Raw genomic sequence first — 21,495 nt, forward strand, 5'->3', positions numbered from 1 at the left:
GCCGACGCGGACAGGCGGCAGCCCGCGCGGCGTCTGGCGTAGGCTCCTGCCCCCTATGCTGGTCTTCGCGGCCCTCATCGCAGCCTGGCAGGCCTGGACCGACCTCGGTTCCATCTCGGAGCACGCGCTGCCCTCCCCCAGCCGCATCATCCAGGCCAGCCTGGCCGCCTGGCCGGACCTGATGGAGGCGACCCAGCCCACTGCGACCGAAGGATTCATCGGCTTCCTACTGGCCACCGGGCTAGGGGTGCTGGCCGGCATCGGCCTCTACCGTTGGCGCAGCGTCCACGACGCCCTCTACCCGCTGATCGCCGCCGCCCAGATGGTGCCGTTGATCACCGTCGCCCCGCTGTTCATCATCTGGTTCGGCTTCGAGCCTCTGGGCAAAGTGGTCATCGTCGCGCTCTTCGCCCTCTTCCCCATCGCCGTCCAGACGTATCGGGGCTTGCAAGAGGTCCCTCCCTTCTATCAGGACGTGGCCCTGACCTGCGGGGCCAGCCAGGCCTGGACCCTGTGGCACGTGAAGCTGCGCGTAGCCGCCCGGCAGATTTTCTCCGGCCTGCGCGTCTCCGCCGCCTACGTCTTCGCCACAGCGGCGACCGCTGAATACCTGGGCGCCAGGAACGGCTTGGGCATCTGGCTCCAGTCCGCTTTCAACTCCTTCCAAACGCCGCTGATCTTCTCCGCCACCCTGGTCATCATGGCCTTGACCGGAATCCTCCTCGGGCTGATCGCCTTGGCCGAGCGGGCGCTGATCGGCGGGGATGACCAGGCCGACTCCGCCAGGCCCGAGGACTGACCGGACCCGTCCGCGGGCCCTCCGGCATGCAAGCCGGGCGACGCTGACAACCGCGGTCGAATCTGCCATACTGGTAGGTGTGGAAACCGTCCGGCGCGAATGCTGGCGCAGAAGACTCGGGGGGACGGCTTGAACAGCCGCTTAGGCAAGGGAGTTACAGATGACGCAGTGGAATGACCAGACCCAAGGAGCGAACGGGGACCCCCAGGCAGGGACCCCACAGCCAATCGCGGACCAACCGGGCGCTGGCCAGAGCCCGGACGGGCAAGCCCCCGGGACCAACCAAGCGGCCAACCAGCAGCCTTACGGGGGCGCGCAGGCCTACCCCTACCAACTGTATGGGACAGGTGAGGAGCAGCCATTCTACGTCCAGCAACCCGCGTACGTGCGACAGCAGCCATACAGCCAGCCCGAATACGGCCAACAGTCGGCTTACGGGGAGCAGGCCAGCCCGACAGGCCAGCCAAGTCAGCCCCCATACGGATACGGGCAGCAAAGCCAGCCCTCGTACGGGCAGCCCGCCGCCAGCCAGCCAGGAGCGCAAGGACCCTTCTACGGTCAGGCTCCAGACTATGGGCAAGGACCAGACTACGGACAGCCCTACGGCCAGCAACCCAGCGGGCCCTACATGGGGGACCAGCCCTCCCTGCCGCAGACCACGCCGATGTACACGGTCCCGCTGGGAACCGGCGGTGAGCCGCCCCTCAACCAGCCCTGGTACGGCATCAGCTTCGGAGCCGCCATTAAGCGCTTCTTCAGCAAGTACGCCGACTTCTCCGGCCGCGCCTCCCGGGGCGAGTTCTGGTGGTCCTTCCTCTTCCTGCTGCTTGTGGGCCTGGGCCTGGGCATCGTGACCGGGCAGATGGGCCGCTTCGGCAGCTATATAAGCTACATATGGGACTTGGCCGTCCTAGTGCCCAACATATCGATTGCCGTACGCAGGCTGCATGACAGCAATCTTTCCGGTTTGTGGATTCTCCTGCCCTTCGGCTTGACTTACGGCAGCATCATCGCCATGGCCGTCACCATCTCCCACATCGGCCTTGACGCCTTCCTCTCCGCGGACGCCACGGCGATCACCCCCGCCTCGGTCAAAGCGCTGAGCTGGGAATTCTTCATCATGATGGCCGGCTTCATCGTCTGGCTGGTCTTCACAGTCCGTCAGTCCGACCCACATGGCGCCCGCTTCGACAAGACCGCGTGATTCCGCCCTAATCGAGGGAGTCGATGCCGCAGCCATGTAAACGCGAGCCCGGACCCTGCGCGCAGCAGGATCCGGGCTCATTTTGCAGCAATCAGCGCCGAGCGCTCACAGCTCCACCGGCGGTTTGTGCGGGTCCTCCGGCACGTGCGCGAACTTGGCCTTCAGGGCTTCGCGGCTCTTGCGCTCATCCTCTTCCTTGGCCTGGCGCTTAGCCTCGTCCGGGTCCCAGAGCAGGTCGTCACGGTGGCCGTCCCACTCAGCCTGGACCAGGGGCGCGGCCTGTTCAGCCAGGCTCTGGAGCGAATCCTGACCCAGCAAGTGGACCAGCTGCTCGTCCGAGACGTAGAAGCGGGGAATCTCAAAACGCTCATTGAGCTCATTGGCGAACAGGAGGACCGGCAAGGCCCTGGCCGGTTCGTCCGAGCCCGCGCCCACCGCATGCGCCAGGTCCCACGCGGCCAGCATCGACGCAGCCAGGCGTTGGGCGATGACCTGCGGATCGGCGCTAGCCTCGACCGTCTGGCCTTCCGGGCTCATGGCCTGGAGTACGGCCTGGGCCACATCAGCCCCGGCCTGGGATTTTTGATCACTCCAACCGGCGGCCATGAGGTCGGCGGCCGCCCGCACCTGGCTGAAGTCGCCGGACTGGGCGTATCCCGCCATGCCATCGCAAGCGTCTTCCGCGGCCAAAAGCGCATCCACGATCGACTGCGGGCGGCCAGGGATCTGGTCCGCGCCCTCATAGACAAACTCGGCATCAGGAATCGTCACATCCTCGCCGGTCATGATGCGCGCGAAGGTCTGCGTCATCCTGACCTGCAGGTTCTCCCCATACTTGGCGTCATTGTCCAGCTGCGTCGCGTCGTTCAAAGGCCACAGCCCAATCAAGTGCGCGCCCGCGTCAGCCGCCTTCCCCAACTGCGGCAGCGCTGCCAGCCCGTCCACTCGATCACCGTCAAATGCGTATGTCATCTGCCCTCCTCGGCTTATGCAACCCACAGCCCACGCGGTTCCCCACCAGGGCGCGCGAGCCCACTGCCATCATATGCTATGGGCCGGTTCAAGCCAGCCGCGCAGCCGGGTCCGCATATGTGATGCCGAGCACGCTTCCACTGCCGGACTCGAAGGTGACCGAAGTGACAGAAGCCAGGGCCGTCCGGCGCAAAAGCATGTTGTGCTCGGGGCGCCCGGTCTCCAGCATGTGGCGGAAGCTCCAGATGGGTGATTCGTGGCTGACAACGATGATCTGCTCGCCGGGCCTGTGCTCCAACTGCTCGCGCACGAAGTCGCTGACACGACCGGCGATTGACTGGTAGGACTCGCCCCAGGAGGGCCGCATCAGGTTGGTCAGGAGCCGCCAGTTGCCGTCCCGCCACAAGGCGCCGTCCCCACGGCCGATTCTCTTGCCCCTGAACTCGTTGCCCGCTTCAATCAAACGGCCGTCCTCGATGAGGTCCAAGGGGCGCTCCCCTCGCTCACGACGGCCCAGATTGATCTGGTCGCGTATGATGCCAGCGGTCTCCTGAGCGCGTTCCAGGGGCGAGGTGTACAAGGCGGACACGCTCTGGGTGGCGGGGTTCAAGGCCAGGAAGCGAGCTGTCGCGGCGGCCATCCTCGCCCCGCGTTGGGACAAATGATAGCCTGGCAGACGCTCGTAGAGCACGTGATTAGGGTTGTAAACCTTTCCGTGGCGGACGAAATGAATGGTGGTCGCTGGCAAAATTGTGCCTCCTGCCGCCGGAAGCCGCCCGATAGCAAGGCTGGCCCAGCGCGTCGTCATCAGTGTCAACTAAAGTTTGACATGGATCGTCTACGGCCACAAGTCACGCCGATTCGCGCCCGTCCCCCCCCTCCCCCCCTCCATGATTGCCCGCCCTGGCGCGGCGACGAAAGGATCCCCTATGCCCAGCCAAGTCACCGCAGCCGTCAGAGAGGTGGGGCGCCGCATTCTAGGTGGCTACTCCGAGCTACTGAGGATGCCCGGCACCGCCCGGTTCGCCATCGGCGCCGTTGTCGCCTCCATGCCTTTCCCTATGGTGGGCATGACCATCACGATTTCGGTCCAGCGTTACTACGGCTCCTACACCTTGGCCGGCTCCCTGACCGCCATCCAAGCGATTTCTCTAGCGGTCATGAGCCCGTTGCTGGGTAAGCTGGTCGACAAGTTCGGCCAGAGGCAGGTCTCCATCCCGACCATTGGGGTCTGGATGGTGGCGGCGGCCAGTCTGACGACGGCCATCAGCTCCCACGCCCCGATTTGGGCCCTATACTGCATCACCCCCTTCATGGCGGCCATCCCACCTTGGGGTGCCATGAGCCGGCAGCGCTGGACCCTCTTGCTCAAGGGCGACCATGTGCGCACCGAGCGGGCCCTATCCCTGTGCGGTGTCTTAGATGAAGCCATGTGGGTGGTCGGCAACCCCCTGGCCTCGATCCTGGCTGTCATCTCAGGTATCCTGGCCTTCTCCTTCACTGGCGTGTGCGTAGCCGTCGGCGCCCTGATGTTCCTGACCGAGCTGTCCACCGAACCGCCTTCCCAGACGGTCCTGGCCCGCCGCGATGGGGTCAGCCGCAAGGTCTACCGGGCCCGCCAGGCCAGAATCCAGGCCCAATTGCAAGGCGAAGAAGGCTCCAGCGCTTTCTGGAGCTCCGGACTGGTCGCCGTTTGCATCACCTGGTTCGGCTTAGGCGCCTTCCAGTCCGCCGCTTCGATCTCGATCATCTCCTTCGCCAGCGAGCAGGGAGCCAAGCAGATGACTGGCTTCATCTTCGCCTGCTTCTCCTTCTCCTCCCTGATCGGCGCCCTCATGTACGGGGCGAAGAGCTGGACGATTCCCCTGTGGAAGCGCTTTTACTTCTGCCTCCTCGTCGTGAACCTGGGCATAGCCTCGTTCATGTTCGCCCGCAACATATGGACGATCATGGCCATCTACCTGGTCATCGGAGTCTGCCAGGCCCCTACTTGGATCAACGGCAACCAGCTCATGCTCCACCTGGTGCCGCCCTTCCGCTTCACCGAGGGCATGGCTTGGCTGAACGCCATGAACTCAATCGGATCGTCCGCAGGCTCGGCGATCGCCGGGGTCTTCATCGACCGTTACGGGTCCCAGGGCGGATTCAGTGTGGTCACCTTCCTGGCCTTGACCAGCCTGGCCATCGCCTTCATCGGTTTCAAGCAGATCCGCGGCTCCACCCAGCGCCCGGACCTAACCGTCATACCCGTCTGAACGCGCGGCGCCGGGCCTCCCAACGGTTTCTCGCCCCCCGCCTTCCGCACGACCGTTCATGAGCCCTCGGATATAAGTACCGCACGGAAAAGCCGCCGATCCCACTTCGGACAGGGCCATGCTGTAGGATTTCACTGTGCGGAAATTAATTGAACAGGTGGCCAAGTTCGGCGTCGTAGGTATTATCGCTTTTCTGATTGACATCGGAGTGATGAACATCCTCCTCCACCTCCACCTGAACAACTTGCTGGCTTCCACGGCCTCCTTCCTGATTTCGCTGGCCTTCAACTACCTGGCGAGCATGAAGTACGTCTTCACCCACCGCGACGACATGGCCCGCTGGATGGAGATCGTGGTCTTCTTCGTCTCCGCTGCCATAGGCCTGGGGATTAACGAAGTCATCATCTGGGCGGGCACCTCCATGCTCCCAGCCGATGCCGCCGTCAGCATGCACGCCAAGTATGTGCTCTACACCAACGCCAGCAAGATCGTATCCACGGTTGTCGTCGCCATCTGGAATTTCATCATCCGCAAGTGGCTCCTGGACGCCCCTGCGCCGGGCAAGCCCAAGAACGAGCGCTCGTTCGCCCGTCGGCTGGGTGCATTCTCCCTAGCGCACCGCCCCTTCGGCTGGCAGTGATTCCGGACGCTGGTCTACTCTGGAGATGGCGGTTCGGTTGGGGGCCAGCGCGCTTGAGCACCGCTGCCCAACCGGCACATCCACAGGAAGGATTCCACTATGCCAGTCATCCATACCCATGTTTCCACCCCTTTGAGCGCAGAACAGCGCGAACGGATCAAGACCGCTTACGGCCAGGCCATCACCGCGGTGCCCGGTAAGTCCGAAGGCTGGCTGATGTGCCCGTTCGAGTCGGACATGCCCATCTACTTCGCCGGCGATGATTCCAAGCCCGCCGCATACGTAGAGGTCAACGTCTTCGGCTCCGACGTGCCGCGCTCAGCCTGGGAGCAGCTCACCCAGTCGATCATGAAAGCCCTGAACGAGGAGCTGGGCATCCCCAACGACCGCACCTACATCCGCTACACGGCTACGACCGACTGGGGATGGAACGGTTCCAACTTCTAACCTTAGGAAGAACGCGAGAAAGGCTCCCGATCCCCTGCGCAGGGGTTCGGGAGCCTTTCTTCTGCTTACCCTGCGCGCCCATCAGGGCCGGCGCGGGCTAGCGATCACTTGTCGCCGGTCACCTTGACGGTGAAGGAGGCGCTGATCTCCGGGTGGAGGGCCACCTTGGCCGGGAATTCGCCCGGCGTCTTGATTGGTTCGACCGAGATGGAGCGAGGCTCGACCGGAGCCTTGTCGGCCAGGGCCTTGGCAATCGCGTCGGCCGAGATGGAGCCGAAAAGCTTACCGGACTCGGAGACCTTGGCGTGCATCTCAACGACAGTGCCTTCGATCGCGCTCTTCGCTGCGACGGCATCCTCGCGGGTGGCCAGGAGCTTGGCCTGGCGGGCGCGGCGCATGGACTCGATCTGTGTGGCGGCGCCCTTGGTCCAGGCGAAGGCCAGGCCCTTGGGGATCAGGAAGTTGCGGGCGTAACCGGGCTTCACGTCGACTACGTCGCCGGAGTTACCCAGGTCGCCAACGGTGCTGGTCAGGATGACCTTGCTTGTCTTTGCCATTGTCGTTCCTCCCTCAGCGGCCGGTGGTCTGGTAAGGCAGGAGAGCCATCTCGCGGGCGTTCTTGATCGCCTTGGAGAGCTGGCGCTGCTGCTGGACGGTGACGCCCGTGATCCGACGGGAACGAATCTTGCCCCGGTCAGAGATGAACTTGCGAAGCAGAGCGACATCCTTGTAATCGATCTCGTGAACCTTGGCTACGCTCAGCGGATTCGGCTTCTTCTTGATTGGCTTGACCGGCGCTTGCGGCCTTTTGCGTGACATATGCACTCCTTAAACAACACACTACGAATAATTAACTGATGAAAGCTGGCCCTTGGGAAAGGCCAGCTGCATCCACACTGGGCCCAGGGCCGCTCAGAATTCCGGCTCATCCCCGGATCCGCCGAAATCGTCGGAGGAACCGAAGGACCCGTAAGAGCCGCCAGCCGCATCCGAACCGCCAGAGGACGGCGTGGACCAGGGATCCTGGGCCGGCGCCTGCTGTCGAGCTGAGGGGTTGCCGCCCTGGGGGGCCTGCCGACCACCGGCCGGCGCCGAAGCACCACCCTGGTAGCCGCCTTGGTAGCCTCCGCCTTGCTGCGAGCCAGCGAAACCGCCGCGCCCGCCGCCGGCACCGCCGCCGCTACCCGAGTTTCGGGTCACCTGAGCGGTGTTGCGGGTCAGAGCGGGACCGATCTCGTCCACGCGCATCTCCACGACCGTGCGGTTGTTGCCTTCTCGGTCCTGGTAGGAACGCTGGACCAACCGGCCCTGGGCGATGACTCGCATGCCCTTGGCGAGGCTGGCCTGCACGTTGGAGGCCATCGGCGCATAGGTGGAATCCCAGGCCGAGCAGCGCAGGAAGAGGGCGTCGCCGTCCTCCCACTGCCCCGAGTTGCGGTTGTACTGCCGCGGGGTGGAGGCGATCGTGAAATCAGCGACCGTGCCGCCATTGGCGGTGGTGCGTACCTCCGGGTCGGCGGTGAGGTTACCCACCACCGTGATGATCGTGTCCCCTGCCATGGTTCCTGCCTTTCCTAGCGGATCTGCGGCGGGGCTCTATGACCTCGCCCAGCCCTGCGCCTGGCTTACTTGGCGTCCTTGCGAAGGATCTTGGTGCGAATGATGGATTCGCTCAGGTTCAGCACACGGTCGAGCTCGTCGGAGACGGCCGGCTCGCACGTGTAGTTGATCACCGCGTAGTTGCCCTCGGTATTGCCGTCAATCTCGTAGGCCAGCTTACGGCGACCCCAGAAATCGGTCTTATCGATGGAACCGCCCTCTTTAGTGACGATCTCGAGATACTGCTGAGCCATCTTCTCCAGGGCTCGCTCGTCGAGGGACGGATCAGCGATGAACATCAGTTCATACTTGTGCGCAGACATCACCCACCTCCTTTGGACATACTCGGTCGCGGACTCTCCGCGACAGGAGGGTGTAGCACTGTTGCCCGCATGTCAGAGCCGGCATCGGGCCGCCTACTAAATGCGGAATCAAACCCTTACATTACACTGACAGGCAGACTTGGGAGAAGGCATTCCGCAAGTCAGCGGTTCCGAATGCGGTGTCCACACAGCCTGCTGGCAGCCCGCCATTCAGCACCCACCCTACTTTTTGCGTCAGTGCCCTTCCCGCTGGTATTTGTCCTCAGTCTCGGCCTTGCTGGGCATCCACCAATCGGCATGGTCCCTATACCAGGCGATTGTCTCGTCCAGGCCCACCGCGAAGTCCGCGCACCGGGGTCGCCAACCCAGCTGGTCGCGGATGCCGCTGGCGTTCAGGGCGTACCTGCGGTCAGCTCCGGGCCGGTCCCGCACCCAGTCGAACTCGTCTACGGGCCTGCCCATGCGCTCCAAAATCATGCGAAGCACCTGGATATTGCTCCGCTCGCCGTCCGCGCCTATCAGGTAGGTTCTCCCGATTTCGCCGCGGGTCAGGACCTCCCAAATCGCCGTGCAGTTATCCTCGACCGCGATCCAGTCACGGACCGCCCTCCCATCCCCATAGAGTTTGGGTCGTACACCGCACAGGATATTGGTGATCTGCCGGGGGATGAACTTCTCCACGTGCTGTCGTGGGCCGTAGTTGTTGGAGCTGTTCGAGATGGTTACCCGGCTGCCATACGTCCTGTGCCAGGCGCGAACCAGATGGTCGGCCGCCGCCTTGGAAGCTGCGTACGGCCCGGAAGGACGGTAGGGGCTGCGCTCGGTAAAGCGGGAGGAATCGTCCAGAGCCAGGTCTCCGTAGACCTCGTCGGTCGAAACCTGGTGGAAGCGCAGGTTGTGGCGCCGGGCCGCCTCAAGCAGGACGTACGTACCCACCACGTTAGTGCTGATGAAGGGGGCGGGATCGCAAATGGCGTTGTCGTTGTGGGACTCGGCGGCGAAGTTGACAATAGCATCCACACCATAATCCGTGATTACCTGCTCGACTTGCGCAACATCGCAAATGTCGCCCTCGACGATATCGAGACGTTCGAGGTCAACCCCAGACAGGCTCTTCAAATTCGCCGCGTAGGTAAATTTGTCGAAAACCACAATGTGGGGTAAGCGATGCTCTCGTAATACGAATCTGACAAAGTTGGAGCCAATGAAGCCGGCACCGCCGGTAACCAGAAGACATGCGAAATCGCCCTGGCAAGGTTGTACGTCCGAATCTGGCATGCTTATCACCACGCTACTTACGAATAAACGAATCGGGATGCATAGACTGATCGCTACGCCTGTTTGGGGATGGACTGAACTGCGCCGACAGAAGGCCCAGCACAATCGGGAACAGGAAGATGGTATAGAACATGTACCGCAGAGGCCCAGAGTACCCAGGTGTAGAAAGACTGACCGGATACAACAGGACTATGTACGGAAGCCAGCAGCAGCAAATTCGGCCAGCGTCAGGCAATACACCCCGAAGATTTTGAGCATGCGAGAACGTCATCAGCTTGTGCGTCCTGCGCAACTTCGGGCTCAAGCGTAGGCTCGGAAACAGAGGTGGATGATTCAGCCTGACGAGAGCATCGGCCAGCATGAAAACGAGGGAGAACAACAGGGCATAGCAGAGAATATCCAGGTAAAATGCGGCTTCCCTGACAGGGATGCGCCCTTTCACGGCCGCATTGCTGCTGCATGCAAAGAGAACCCCAAGCACGACGGGAATCGCGACGGCATCAAACATACCCTTATCGCGGTCATCGCCGCTGTCAAGTACAACCACACTCTGAGCTTGCATTATTGCCCTTGGTCTAGAGCGCCATGAAGCGATTCATCGCATCAATCGACGCGGGCGACCCTATGTAATCAGCGGCCACATGCTCATGCGTGTGCATATCCGCAGGAAGCGACATATAGTCTCCATATGCCCGACGCAAATATTCCCGATAATCCCGGGGAACCGGTACGTCTACTCCCCGGAAGGTAAGCTTCTCCGGTGGCATCCATTCTCCAATCGGGTATGGCCCCGAAGACCTGACCTCGTCAATGTTCTCAATTCCTCGGATCAGGCCGGTGGCACCCTGGCTGGTCGGCAGAACAGATAGGCGCTCGCCTAAGGAGGCGAGCCTGCTCGCAAGCCTCTCCTCGAGGCCCGCCACACAGGGATTGCCTTGCACGATGTACTTTTCTTCGCTCCATTCGGAGTGGGCGTATGCCTCCCGCAACTCATCCACAAATGCCCGACGCTCGGCGGAGCACTGCTCCCAGGCAGTCTTAGGATCGCTCGCCACCCAATCCAGGGGGAAGAGGTCTATAAAGCAGGGGTTGTCATCATCAGCGAGCCTGAAGCGTATCTGTTTACATGGCACATACCAGTCCCAGAGCACGGTAATCCGGAAGCGGTCATCGGCCTCGACGAGCTCGGCCAACCTATCCAACTGGTCTCTGGGTATGTAAATATCCACATCGTCGTCCCAGGGAATGAAATCGCCGTGACGGAAGGCCCCTAGAACGGTGCCGCCGGTGCCCCAATACTGAATCTCGTGATCCTTGCACAAGTCGGAAAGAAGAGCGAACAATTTAGCCTCGGCATCCTGGAAAAGCTGGTGGATGCCAGATGCCTTCGGCAGAGCTCGGAAGAACCGGATCTGGGTGTCCTCCAAGGACTCTCCTTCGCGCCTCATCAACTGCCAGTACATAATCAGCTGACGCTCGCGATCAAGGTCTCGGGCGTTCTCCTCACGGTCCAGGCTTTCCTGGAGCCGGAGCATCTGCGCGCTCATATCATCCAACTGGCGCCGCAGGGAAGCATTGTCCTCCTTCAGCAGGGCGAACTGCCCGGCGATGTAGCGCTCGGCATCGTGAAATGATTGCGCGGATGCAGGCAGCAATTTCTCCCTTGCGTGTTGTATGAAACCGCCTATCATTGGCCTCGCGTCCTTCCGCCTGTCTCTTTGCCGCCGTAACCCCGCGCGAGGCCAAAATACAAACCAGTTCTTTCAAACCCCGTTCGGAAATCCATGCTTGCCTTGAACCCCAGCCTTCTGATGCGCGTATTATCAAGTATATTATCCTGAATGGGCGAAAACCGGCTACCCACCCGCTCGCTGGGCTGTTCAAACCGGACCTTCTGAACGCCGTTCCCAAATAAATCGACGGCCGTTCTGGCGATATCGGCCACCGTAACGATGTCGGCCATGGAGGACACATTGTAAGTCCGGTTGTCACCACGAAGCAGAAGCAGCAGGATGGCGAACACCGCGTCCTCGATGTAACAATACGTCCGCCGCTGCCGCCCCGAACTTAGCATCATGATGTCCCGCCCGGCTTTGAGGTCAGCGAGGAAAGCGGTCGTGACTTTGGGATCATCGATGCTATCTCCGGGGCCATACAAGTATGAGAGCCGGGCCACGCTAACAGGAAGGCCATACTGAGCCACAGCGCCGGCGCACAGATTCTCCGCGGCGATTTTGCCGACCGGATAGCAGTCACGCACATTACTAGGGTCCATGCTTCCATCAGATCCTTCAGTCAGCGGCAACTGATTATCATGTCTGCCATAAGCCTCGACGCTGGAAAGGTACACCATTCGGCGCAGCGTCGATGCTTGTCCGCGTAAAGCATCAATCACATGGTACGTGCCGCAGACGTTCGTCATCAATGTACCGACGGGATCACGCGAATACGCCACCGGATTCGCGTTGCTGGCCGCGTGGACGCAGAAGTCGATGCCGCTGATAGCTGCTTCCGTGAGAGAATCACGCACATCGCCAATCAGGAAACTGTCGCGCTCTGGGTCGATAAAAGCCCCAAGCCGATTCCTGGCCTTTTCCTCATTGCGGCCGCAAAGCACCAAGGCGACGTCAGCCACGCCCTGCTGGCGCAGCCCAGAGAAGAACCGAACCAAGAACGAACCAACGAATCCAGTAACGCCGGTCAACAGGACGCGCGAGCTGTCGAATTGCCCCCAAAGCTGATGGTGTTGTCCAATAAGGTTTCCCACGTCTTCGAAAAGGATGCGCTCAGCGGATTCACCGGTCCCCGATAGGCCGTTCACAGAACCTCACCCGCCTCCAGATAGGCTTCGAACAGGGCGATATCCTCGGAGCTGGTGAGTTTGATATTTAAATTGTCACCCAGGACCGTGTGGACTGCATGCCCTGTCTCAACCAGCAGAGTGCAGGTCGCGATTGAATCCGTGATGCCCATCTCGTCAGCCTGCTGGTGGATAAGCTTGAACTGCCCTAGCCTCAGACTTTGAGGGTCTGCGTACGCAGGATATGAGTCCTGCCGACCAGCTCGCGCGAGGACTCCCCGTTATCGGTGTACAGCAGGGTCTCCGTTGCAGGCACAGCCGTCACAGCATTCCCGTATTTCTTGACGACTGCGATATTGGCGTTGATGACTTCCTCGGACAGGAGGGGACGCACCCCATCATGAATCAGCACGATATCCTGGTCATCGTAGTGCCCCTCCAAATATCGGAGCCCTCTTCTGATCGATTGAAACCCGCTGGAGCCGCCAGGCACAACCTCCACCACTTTGGACAAACGGCAATCGCGGACATACTCATTGACGATATCCACCCATTCAGGCAAGGCCACGATGACGACATCGTCAACGGTTATGGCCCGTTAGAAGGCTTCAATAGTGTAGACAAGTACCGGCCTGTTCCTCACCATCAGAAACTGCTGAGGCACAGGCCCCTTCATCCGGGCGCCTACTCCGCCAGCGAGCACTAGAGCCACCACTTTACCTTGACGATCCGGCAAATCGACGGATGCCGATCCTGGGTGGCTCCGGCACTAGCATCAGCGCTGATTACTGTTCCACTGAATCCATGTCTATATAATAAAAGTGCAGGGGGGGGGGGGTGGAGGTAGGCGAACATCCGCAATTTCCCCATCAATCATACTTGACTGACTCCGACCTGTCGGATACGCAATGCCCGGTCGCTCAGCAGGGCGTACTCACTATTGCGGGAATCCCGTATAGCAAATACGCATGAGTTCTCGTCATTGGTAAAGGCAATCATCTCCGTCGGCGCATCAGGACGTTCCCGACTTGCGGTCCTCAATGAAGCGACCAGCCTGAACTCTCCATTGTTGAAGAGGTTAAGAGGCATTTCGAAATGCGCGATTTGATGGCCCGACTGGCGGAGTTTGATCCTGTTTGACCCGGTATCGTATACAATGCCACCGCGGCGGGTGTCGTGCATGGCAATGGCCAAGTAGAATTCCCGGTCCTCGTCATACTGGTACTCCACATCGAATCGGAAAATATCGCTGCTGCTGCACACAGGCGAGGAAATCGGATAAGCCCGCAGCTTGGGGACCCGTTCGTTCAGACCGGTGGGATACTTGTCGCTCTTGCTGTCGCGGGCATCCTTCTTTGCAGCCTTGAGATTCTCCAAAGTATAGCGGTTGGCGACATCGTCCTTGTCTCCTGAAACAACGATATGCCCGTCCTGGATCAGGATCGCCTTGTCGCAGTACTTTTTCACAGCGCTCATATCGTGGGTGACCAGGATGACGGTTTTGCTGGGGTCTTTCTTCACTTGGGCGAAGTAATCGTCACATTTGCGTTGGAAGGCTTCGTCTCCCACGGCCAACACCTCATCAAGCACCAGGATATCGCCCTGAGCCTTAATGGCCACCGAGAAAGCCAACCTGACCTGCATGCCGCTGGAATAGTTCTTCAGCTTCTGATCCATGAAATCGCCAAGCTCAGCGAACTCGACGATATCGTCGTACATGGCATCCACTTCTTCACTAGTGAATCCCAACAAAGCACCGTTCAGATAGACGTTCTCCCGGCCGGTGAGCTCAGGATTGAACCCCACGCCTAACTCGATGAAGGGGACCAGCTTGCCTGAGTAACTGATTTTGCCACGTTCGGGGCAGTATATGCCGGAAATGAGCTTCAGCAGGGTGGACTTTCCACTGCCGTTGCGGCCCACTATACCGAAGAAGTCCCCACGGTGGACCTGAAAAGAGATGTCCTCCAGAACCTGTTGCTCTTTGTACCCCTTGATCCCGCGGGACCAATTGATGAAGGCCTGCTTAAGACCGGTCGCCTGCTCGGTGGGCAGACGGAAGACCTTGTCGACATGCTCGACGGAAAGCACCACTGGACTGGAATTCTCAGCTGGCGTGCTTGCGCTTACTTTACCCATTACATCACCTCGGCGAACCGACGATTGTACTTACGGAACACAGCGATTCCCAGCACGACGACGAATATCGAAATGCACAGAGGAATGAGCCGAATCCATGGATTTCCTATCTGGTTCCAGACCGTAGGAGTCGACTCGGGAGCGATGAAGTTGTGACGAATATCCTGAATCGACTGAGCGATGGGGTTCAGCAGGAGCGCTTTGGCCACGACAGGGCCCCACCAATGCTGGATGTTAGAGACGGCGGTAAGAGGATAAATCACAGGAATCGAATAGAAGATGGCCTGCTGCAGCACATCCCATATATGTGAGATGTCTCTGAAATACACGTACATGGTGGACATCAACAAGGTAAAGCCAATAGCCAGCATATACAGCTCCAAAATGTTCAAAGGCAGCAGAATCACACGCCAGGTGAACTGCACCCTGTTGAACAGGGCGAAGATGAACACCACGATCAGGTTGATACCGAAACTAATCAAGGCGCCCATCGCGGCCGAAACCACCACGATATAATTCGGGAAATGGACCTTGCGCAGCAAATCCCCACGATCAACGATGGACCGCAGCCCTATCGAAGTGGCCTCACTAAAGAACTGCCAGGAACTGATGCCCAGCAGCAAAACGACAGGATAGGTGCGCGTTCCGTCGGTCATCCGAAGGAACTTCGCGAATACCAGGTACATCACGCAAAACAGCATCAACGGCTGAAGCACGGACCAGGCAACCCCAAGAAACGAACCCTGGTAGCGCAGCTTGAAATCGGTCTTTACAAGCTCTTTCAGAACGACCCACGAGTAATGGTATCGCTTCCTGACTCTATTAGCTATATCTGACACAGAGATATAGTTTAGCAGGTGGTATATAGCTGTCCGCCACGCGCGTACTACCGATTCTACAATGCGCTCTTCCACTACAGCCACTGGCAACACATAAAAGCGAGCCGCCGCAGACCTAACACGGGCGTTGTGCATCGTTTAAACTGAAGACCGTGTTCCAACCAGTTCCATTCAAGCTAATTCCTTCATGACCACTATGCCAACTAGGGTGAGTAGAGCAAAGAACACGAAAGAGGTGACATGGCAAATTCGTCGCAACGGCACTCAGCCCAGAATCCCCGTAATATCAACATCGAGCTATTACGCATTTTTGCGATGGTACTGGTCGTGCTTTGCCATGCCGTCATACATTTGGACGTTGGCAATTCACAGTTTCGAATGGAATTGGCCGTGGTACCAGGATGGAAGAACGCGATACGCTTCACGGCCGTCCAGTACGGGCAAGTAGGCGTCTCGATTTTCTTTATGATTTCAGGCTTCTTCCTGAGCAGCAAGACGTTCTCCTGGCGAAGGGTGTTCCTCACCTGGTCCCAGGCGTTTCTGTACACGACACTCTGCTTCTTCTCCATCCTCATATACCAGCGTTTTTCTCCGCTCCCGGCTTTCCTGGCACCATTGATGCAAGGAAGTGAGCTTAAGAGAACCGCTTTGTGGAGCTTCTTCCCCTTCCTGTACGACAGCTACTGGTTCATTGATGCCTACATCGTCATGCTCCTATTCGTGCCATTTATCAATTTGGTCATGCGGTACTCCACAAAACGACAGCTAATAGCTCTCATAGCATTGCTGGCTTTTTTGGGCACGTGGCCCTTGTTCTTCAACCAAACAAACCACTGGAATAACGTGACCTATGCGATAATCTGCTACCTGATCGGCGGTTTCATACATCAAGAGCTGTCAAGGGTCAGGGAAACTCGCCCTCTGGTCCTCAGCGCGCTGATTGCGACGTCGACCATAGCCATGACTCTGTTCAATTACATCGCCGCTTCTCGGTCCTCAGTAATCACTGCGCTGGGCTGGCCTGCCCTAGTGAAACAGGGTCTTCAAGTTCTGCCAATCCTCATAGCCTCCTGCCTGCTGATTGCCGCTTTGAAGATGGCGCCCAGATCGAAAGAGACCACTGCGAACACAGTGATCCGTGCAGTGGCGAAGAGCACCTTCGGCGTATATCTCCTGCATGAGAACATCTTTGGTTTCAGAATCCTGTGGACAGCAGTAGCCCGTTTCATGCCTCATCCGTCCGGATTGATTGAATCGGCGATTCTTCTCATCATCATCGTAATCGCAGTTTTCCTTCTTCTCGATGGAATGGCCTTCCTCTTAGATTCCCTCCTCATTCATCCCTGTCAGAAGTTGGCTTTTGCTGCAATCGACCGCCATAAAGCGCTTACTCATCAAGAGTAGCGGACACCACCTGGTCATCGGCGATACTTGTATTCCGACTCTCTTCTCGGATGAAGGGCACTGCTATCATCAAAGCAAAGCAGAACAAGAAACCGAGCGAGTACCGCACCTGATGCGCAGGCAGTGCCAACAAGTTCAGCCAAGTGAATACGAAGGGTAAAGTGAACAGCAGTTTGCCGTATTCTCTCCTAATGACGACAAAACCCATCGCCACCAAAGGAATCCAAAGCACATATACAGCTTCGCTGCCAAGAAGAGAAAAAGGCGGAATCTTGTTCAGCAATGACACCAAGGGTACAGCTATGGTCTTTTGCCCATGCGATAGCGCACACTCCTCATACCCTGGGAACAATGAACGACCACCAGCCTCCCACCAACCGCAACGCACAGCTGACGTGTAATAGTAAGTATCGTGTACCACGAACGGAATTGCCAAGTATAAGGCAGCCTTGAAATACTCTCCAGGATATCTAAAAAAGAGGCGCGCCCAAATCGCCATGAACTTTGTACGATCCAATTTTGTGGCATCCTGCCGATAGGCATAGTGCTTAACATAATCGGAACTGTTGCGATTCCAATGTTGATGAGCTTCTTTTACGTCTATTACCTTTTCAATTGCCTTTTTGTCCTTTGGTGACAATTCCGGCCATTTATCAATAGCTACCTTTGCGACCTGCTGCATAGGAACAGAGATGGCTTCTTGAGGACCTCCTGGAGCAATTCTTAATGGAGAAAATAGTGTAGCCGGTATCACAATGGCCACGAGTATCGGTGGAAGTAGAGCCATAAGAGCAACACGCACTCTATTTTTATGAGCAAAGAGGGCAAGTGCCAACAGTGACAGACCTGTGACATATACTGATGTTTTCTTAGTCAAACCGCCCACGATACCAAAAACTACCACTGCAGTAATAAGAGAAATGGTCAACCGTTCGTGCTTGCGCACCCGATAGACGCACTCATAAAACAGCACACACCAAAGTACAAAAAATGGCAGCCATGTCGTATCTTTGAGAACAATACTCATATACATTGGGAATGCGGGCAACAAAGCGCTGAAAAACAGGATGGCAACAACAGCTCCGTCCGGAAGACTGGTTCTCCTCCTAATCCAAGCAAGAGCCACGGCCAAAGAGAAAGCAGCGAATAAGGACTGGCAGATGATAAGCACCCGCATTCCTGCAATCTCATTACCAAGGAAAACGCCCAACTGGTCAAAGAGTCCGTACAACAAAGTGTCAAATACTGGATGATGATCCTGAGCCCTGTATCCCGGCAACTCATTCATCAGCATAGGATCCCAGACATGGCCAGTTTTATACTGAATTAGTTGAACCATGGCGTCAACACCAATTATTGCCGGTCCATTAATGATAAGTACAGGCATCCAACATACGAAGATAATGATCGTAGTTATCAATATATGTTTTGGCGTGAAATCAATAAAGCTAGCCAATATGCGCCAAATCTTGTGAGATACAGACTTCGGGTCTGCGACATTCTGCAGCTCCTGCTCGCTGACCTCCATTTTAGATCGATCCATATACTTAGCGGCGATGTCTTCCAACCAGCACAGTATCGCAAAGACAAACATGGACAGAGCAAGAACCTGGAGAGCAAGGCAAAGTATGAAACTTGTAGAACTCCGCATAGCTTGCTCGTGGGTTTGCGCCTGAATCGAACCTCTTTCCAGGCTAGGGTCAGGGGCCATTCGCGGCAAAATGGTAGAGGAAGCGATAGCAGCGGATAGTATGCAGTTAACAACCTTGACCCGAATGGTCGCAACACTCAACAGCGGATAGATGCGATACACAATGTATCCGATACCGGTCATCATGGAAAAAGAACCTACAGCACCAAGCACGCCCACAGCGTCCATACTTTGGCTGAAGAAACTAGAGCTATTTGAAAAAGCGGCCGAGCTCGTACTCCTTAGGGTCAAAGCCATAGTTGACAGAATCCCGACTATAATTGAGCTGGTATAGCGTCTTATCGGCACCCTTTTCATCTTTCAACATCCATTCCGCATCACGCGCATAAGGTTAAAATGAGTTTGTCAGGAAGAAATCAGGCGCCCTGACTGTGGGTAGTCAATTTGGGGATTGAACCGGAAGGCCTCCAGCATCTTGCCGTACATCTGCCGGCGCAGTTTCTTCTCCACATGTCCGATGCGCATAGACTTGAACACCATGCCACAGAAGAGCAAGTAGCGCAAGAAACCCTCATGGTGCAGAGTATACGAGCCCTGATTACGGGTACCGTACGCGAACTTCCACGCGTTCTTCTGATTGATCATCGAGAAGTTCACGCCCTTGTTATCACCCATATCATGCACGACCACACTGTCAAGCACCTGAATGCCCGGGCAGTTCTTGGTGATGCGGGTGGTGTACTCGGCATCGTCGAACCAGATGAAGTACTCCTTGTAAGGCAGACCGTAGGCTTCCATGACCCAGCGCGGTATCAGGACTGACACGAACGACGCACGGTTAATCAGGACCACGTCCTTGAGCCCTTCCGCCCGCAGACGCCCCCAATCCCATGTGGGCACAGGGTTGTTCATCTCGGATATGTGCCCGTCGATGAACTTGACCAAGGAGCATGCGAATGGGATGTCCGGACTAAACACATCGACAGCCCGTTCGTATCCGTCGACCAGCTTCTCAAGTGCATCAGGTGCAGGGTAACCATCGTCATCAAAAATCCAGACGTAGTCAGCACCAATTTGGTAGCCCTTTTCCATACCGGCCGAAAAACCACCGGCCCCGCCTACGTTCTCCGGCAGAGTGACGATCTGCAGATTCACCTGATCCGCAATCTTAAAATTGTCGGCATACTCCTGCAAGTAAGTGGCGGTGCCATCGGTGGAAGCGTTGTCCACAATCACCAGGTGAGACGGCAGCATGGTCTGTGCCTCCAAGGAAGCCAGGACCTTCTTGAGCTTCTCCAGGCGGTTGAAGGTAACAACTACTGCCGCGACATTCTTACTGTGCTTCACTGTGCCCATTCCTTTAGCATATTTTGGAAATACCGGTTGGCGGACTGCTGGCCGAAGAAGCTGGTTAACCTTGCATTCTCCACCTGCCACAAGCGTTCCCGATCTTCCTCATGCTCTCTGATATGCTCCATACTCCGCACGGCTGCGGCAATCAAATCGGCAGTGCGCCGAGGCAGCAATCCCTGAACTGGAATGAGCGTTGATTGAGAACCTACGTCAGCACTCAGGACCGGCAAACCGGCACTGATGGCTTCGATAGTGGTCAGGGTGATACCTTCGTTCACCGAAGAGACCAGCAGCAAATCGGCTTCCTGATACGTATCCTCCACCGACTGATTAAGACCACGGCGTTCAATGACATCCGTCAGACCAGCATGCTCGATTATGTTGTTGACTTCGCCATCCAAATCACCATTGCCGTGCATGATGAAGTGGTAGGCCCCCGGATGCGCGTGTTCCAAAATCTGCACGATTCTAATGAACGCCTCCGGTCGCTTCTGCCTGGTGACCCTTCCCACGAACGCTACACACAGCTGGCCTGGTTGCTGACGAGCTTTAATCGTATCTCGTCCAGTGTCAGCGGTCAGACCAACAAGAGGTGCCATGACAATCTTGGACTGACTTATGCCGTGCCTTTCAACCAGCCAGTTCTCCAGTTGCGGAGAGATGACATGGTGCAAGTCGATATAGGCATCCCGGCTTACTGCCTGGTTGGGATAACCGCCGCGATAGCGGTACTCCAAAATGTGCAGGGAATCGACGATTCGGGTCTGTGGATAGTAGCGCTTAATCCACCAAAGACGGTCGTAAAGCCATTGGTTGTGGTGGATCAGGGTACCGCGCACGTCGAATTGTTCGAAAATCGAGCGCAGCAAAGGTTCATCCCCCGGACGTTCCTGCATGGGGAAGGTGAGGCAAATGACTAGCGCACCCTCCAGCTCAGGTTTGCTGATCCACGGCTGATGACTGTCCATGTTCGTAATAACGATCGGCGTCATACCGGCCCGTTTGACTAAGTCGATGGTCTCAAGGCCCCACCGTTCGGCCCCACCAGCCTGAAGCCAGTGCATACCCACCAGCACAGCCTTAGGGGCACCCTCCCTAGGCTTGTTCGGCTTGATGTCGAAGTATGGATGATGAAGCCGTTGCGCGACTTCGGCTGAGCTAAGATCCTGCGGAACGAATGGGACAATCGGCTGATAGCTCTGCTTCTCCCGGTGCGAGCGCTGTGCTTCACGAATGTAGTCAAAAGCCACGGGAGCATAGGTCTCGCAAGCACGATACACCTTGCTGGCAAGCTTGACGGTCTGCTTGGCTTCGATATCCTCGTCGGTCGCGCCATCCGGAGACAACAAGATATATCGAACATTCCGGTCGATTATCTGCTGTTGACCTTCGAAATAGTGGGGAGAAAACTCACTGGAAGGATCTGCGGCGGATTTCGCCCGAAACTCCAGAAACGGTGTGAGCCCTGCTCGCTCCGTCAGATCCCCACTCAACGTAGAGGTATCAGTCAGTCGAGGATACTGCCAGCGTTCTCCCATATATAAACGGTAACTGAGCTCCCGGCCTGGTTGGATAAGACTGTGGTAGTTCAGAGCAGCCAGCACCAATGCTCGCAACCGTGGACTTAACTTCTCAATGGCTGCGGACACAGACTCGTCCACATCAAATAACTTAAGCATGCTATCTATGATAAACGGCAATCGAGTAACAAGCTGCGAGCACAGCCAAGCGCACACTATTTAGACACTCCCTATAACGAATTCCTAGGACCCGCTTAAGTAAGTTTGAAATC

General features: G+C 57.5%; 21 protein-coding genes and 1 pseudogene. 7 read left to right on the forward strand and 15 right to left on the reverse strand.

The genetic code is table 11. The features are described from left to right. The first annotated feature begins 55 nt into the window (after window positions 1-55). The gene (locus AB656_RS04685; RefSeq protein WP_051905357.1) at window positions 56-799 is read left to right on the forward strand and encodes an ABC transporter permease; all 744 of its coding nucleotides are present in this window, start codon (window positions 56-58) and stop codon (window positions 797-799) included. Window positions 800-959: 160 nt separating this feature from the next. Beyond that, window positions 960-2,003 (forward strand): DUF805 domain-containing protein, encoded by a 1,044-nt coding sequence (locus AB656_RS04690; protein WP_051905358.1) that lies wholly within the window; start codon window positions 960-962, stop codon window positions 2,001-2,003. A gap of 105 nt (window positions 2,004-2,108) precedes the next feature. On the opposite strand, the gene AB656_RS04695 is transcribed toward AB656_RS04690, so the two are convergent. Further along, window positions 2,109-2,975 (reverse strand): hypothetical protein, encoded by an 867-nt coding sequence (locus tag AB656_RS04695; protein ID WP_033503620.1) that lies wholly within the window; start codon window positions 2,973-2,975, stop codon window positions 2,109-2,111. Between the two features lie 88 nt (window positions 2,976-3,063). After that, window positions 3,064-3,723 carry a histidine phosphatase family protein gene (locus AB656_RS04700; RefSeq protein WP_033503622.1) on the reverse strand — a complete coding sequence of 220 codons (660 nt, stop codon included), beginning with the start codon at window positions 3,721-3,723 and terminating at the stop codon, window positions 3,064-3,066. Between the two features lie 181 nt (window positions 3,724-3,904). Between AB656_RS04700 and AB656_RS04705 the strand changes: the two genes are divergently transcribed. The 3 genes from AB656_RS04705 to AB656_RS04715 all read left to right on the forward strand — a co-directional run bounded on the left by AB656_RS04705 (window position 3,905) and on the right by AB656_RS04715 (window position 6,317). Beyond that, a complete protein-coding gene (locus AB656_RS04705) occupies window positions 3,905-5,230 on the forward strand; it encodes an MFS transporter (protein WP_033503623.1) in 1,326 nt (441 codons plus the stop codon). A 136-nt stretch (window positions 5,231-5,366) separates the two neighbouring features. Next, the gene (locus AB656_RS04710) at window positions 5,367-5,870 is read left to right on the forward strand and encodes a GtrA family protein (protein ID WP_033503624.1); all 504 of its coding nucleotides are present in this window, start codon (window positions 5,367-5,369) and stop codon (window positions 5,868-5,870) included. A 99-nt stretch (window positions 5,871-5,969) separates the two neighbouring features. Then, the gene (locus tag AB656_RS04715; RefSeq protein WP_033503625.1) at window positions 5,970-6,317 is read left to right on the forward strand and encodes a phenylpyruvate tautomerase MIF-related protein; all 348 of its coding nucleotides are present in this window, start codon (window positions 5,970-5,972) and stop codon (window positions 6,315-6,317) included. 104 nt (window positions 6,318-6,421) lie between these two features. Here AB656_RS04715 and rplI read toward each other — a convergent pair whose 3' ends face one another. The 5 genes from rplI to rfbB form a co-directional block, all read right to left on the reverse strand. Continuing rightward, window positions 6,422-6,874 carry a 50S ribosomal protein L9 gene (gene rplI / locus AB656_RS04720; protein WP_033503627.1) on the reverse strand — a complete coding sequence of 151 codons (453 nt, stop codon included), beginning with the start codon at window positions 6,872-6,874 and terminating at the stop codon, window positions 6,422-6,424. Window positions 6,875-6,887: 13 nt separating this feature from the next. Next, a complete protein-coding gene (gene rpsR / locus AB656_RS04725; protein ID WP_033503628.1) occupies window positions 6,888-7,136 on the reverse strand; it encodes a 30S ribosomal protein S18 in 249 nt (82 codons plus the stop codon). A gap of 93 nt (window positions 7,137-7,229) precedes the next feature. Then, window positions 7,230-7,877 carry a single-stranded DNA-binding protein gene (locus tag AB656_RS04730; RefSeq protein WP_033503629.1) on the reverse strand — a complete coding sequence of 216 codons (648 nt, stop codon included), beginning with the start codon at window positions 7,875-7,877 and terminating at the stop codon, window positions 7,230-7,232. A gap of 65 nt (window positions 7,878-7,942) precedes the next feature. Further along, complete coding sequence (gene rpsF, locus AB656_RS04735; RefSeq protein WP_033503631.1) at window positions 7,943-8,239, reverse strand: 30S ribosomal protein S6; 297 nt, start codon at window positions 8,237-8,239, stop codon at window positions 7,943-7,945. A gap of 234 nt (window positions 8,240-8,473) precedes the next feature. Continuing rightward, window positions 8,474-9,517 (reverse strand): dTDP-glucose 4,6-dehydratase, encoded by a 1,044-nt coding sequence (gene rfbB / locus AB656_RS04740; RefSeq protein ID WP_051905359.1) that lies wholly within the window; start codon window positions 9,515-9,517, stop codon window positions 8,474-8,476. Window positions 9,518-9,845: 328 nt separating this feature from the next. Between rfbB and AB656_RS07835 the strand changes: the two genes are divergently transcribed. Then, entirely contained in the window at window positions 9,846-10,106 is a 261-nt protein-coding gene (locus tag AB656_RS07835; protein WP_144418937.1) for a hypothetical protein, read from the forward strand. Here AB656_RS07835 and AB656_RS04750 read toward each other — a convergent pair. The 5 genes and pseudogenes from AB656_RS04750 to AB656_RS04770 form a co-directional block, all read right to left on the reverse strand. After that, window positions 10,093-11,172, reverse strand: a complete 1,080-nt coding sequence (locus AB656_RS04750; protein WP_158336161.1) for a LicD family protein — start codon at window positions 11,170-11,172, stop codon at window positions 10,093-10,095. The two genes, AB656_RS07835 and AB656_RS04750, sit on opposite strands and share 14 nt — an antisense overlap. A gap of 32 nt (window positions 11,173-11,204) precedes the next feature. Beyond that, entirely contained in the window at window positions 11,205-12,338 is a 1,134-nt protein-coding gene (locus tag AB656_RS04755) for an NAD-dependent epimerase/dehydratase family protein (protein ID WP_033503634.1), read from the reverse strand. Further along, window positions 12,335-12,885: pseudogene (locus tag AB656_RS08190) on the reverse strand (IspD/TarI family cytidylyltransferase). The gene AB656_RS04755 and the pseudogene AB656_RS08190 overlap by 4 nt, the downstream one beginning before the upstream one ends. Window positions 12,886-13,190: 305 nt before the next feature. Further along, a complete protein-coding gene (locus AB656_RS04765) occupies window positions 13,191-14,456 on the reverse strand; it encodes an ABC transporter ATP-binding protein (RefSeq protein ID WP_033503636.1) in 1,266 nt (421 codons plus the stop codon). Then, window positions 14,456-15,295 carry an ABC transporter permease gene (locus tag AB656_RS04770; protein WP_033503687.1) on the reverse strand — a complete coding sequence of 280 codons (840 nt, stop codon included), beginning with the start codon at window positions 15,293-15,295 and terminating at the stop codon, window positions 14,456-14,458. Before AB656_RS04770 ends, AB656_RS04765 begins: the two co-directional genes overlap by 1 nt. A 240-nt stretch (window positions 15,296-15,535) precedes the next feature. Here AB656_RS04770 and AB656_RS04775 point away from each other — a divergent pair, with 240 nt between their 5' ends. Then, entirely contained in the window at window positions 15,536-16,699 is a 1,164-nt protein-coding gene (locus tag AB656_RS04775) for an acyltransferase family protein (protein WP_051905362.1), read from the forward strand. Here the strand turns inward: AB656_RS04775 and AB656_RS04780 are convergent. The 3 genes from AB656_RS04780 to AB656_RS04790 form a co-directional block, all read right to left on the reverse strand. After that, on the reverse strand, window positions 16,683-18,569 hold the full coding sequence (locus tag AB656_RS04780) for a DUF6020 family protein (RefSeq protein WP_144418939.1): 1,887 nt from the start codon (window positions 18,567-18,569) through the stop codon (window positions 16,683-16,685). The genes AB656_RS04775 and AB656_RS04780 overlap by 17 nt on opposite strands. A 186-nt stretch (window positions 18,570-18,755) precedes the next feature. Then, window positions 18,756-19,706 carry a glycosyltransferase family 2 protein gene (locus AB656_RS04785; protein ID WP_033503637.1) on the reverse strand — a complete coding sequence of 317 codons (951 nt, stop codon included), beginning with the start codon at window positions 19,704-19,706 and terminating at the stop codon, window positions 18,756-18,758. Beyond that, a complete protein-coding gene (locus tag AB656_RS04790; RefSeq protein WP_033503639.1) occupies window positions 19,694-21,382 on the reverse strand; it encodes a glycosyltransferase in 1,689 nt (562 codons plus the stop codon). Before AB656_RS04790 ends, AB656_RS04785 begins: the two co-directional genes overlap by 13 nt. Between the last annotated feature and the right edge of the window lie 113 nt (window positions 21,383-21,495).

Source organism: Bifidobacterium actinocoloniiforme DSM 22766 (assembly GCF_001263395.1).
GTDB lineage: Bacteria > Actinomycetota > Actinomycetes > Actinomycetales > Bifidobacteriaceae > Bombiscardovia > Bombiscardovia actinocoloniiformis.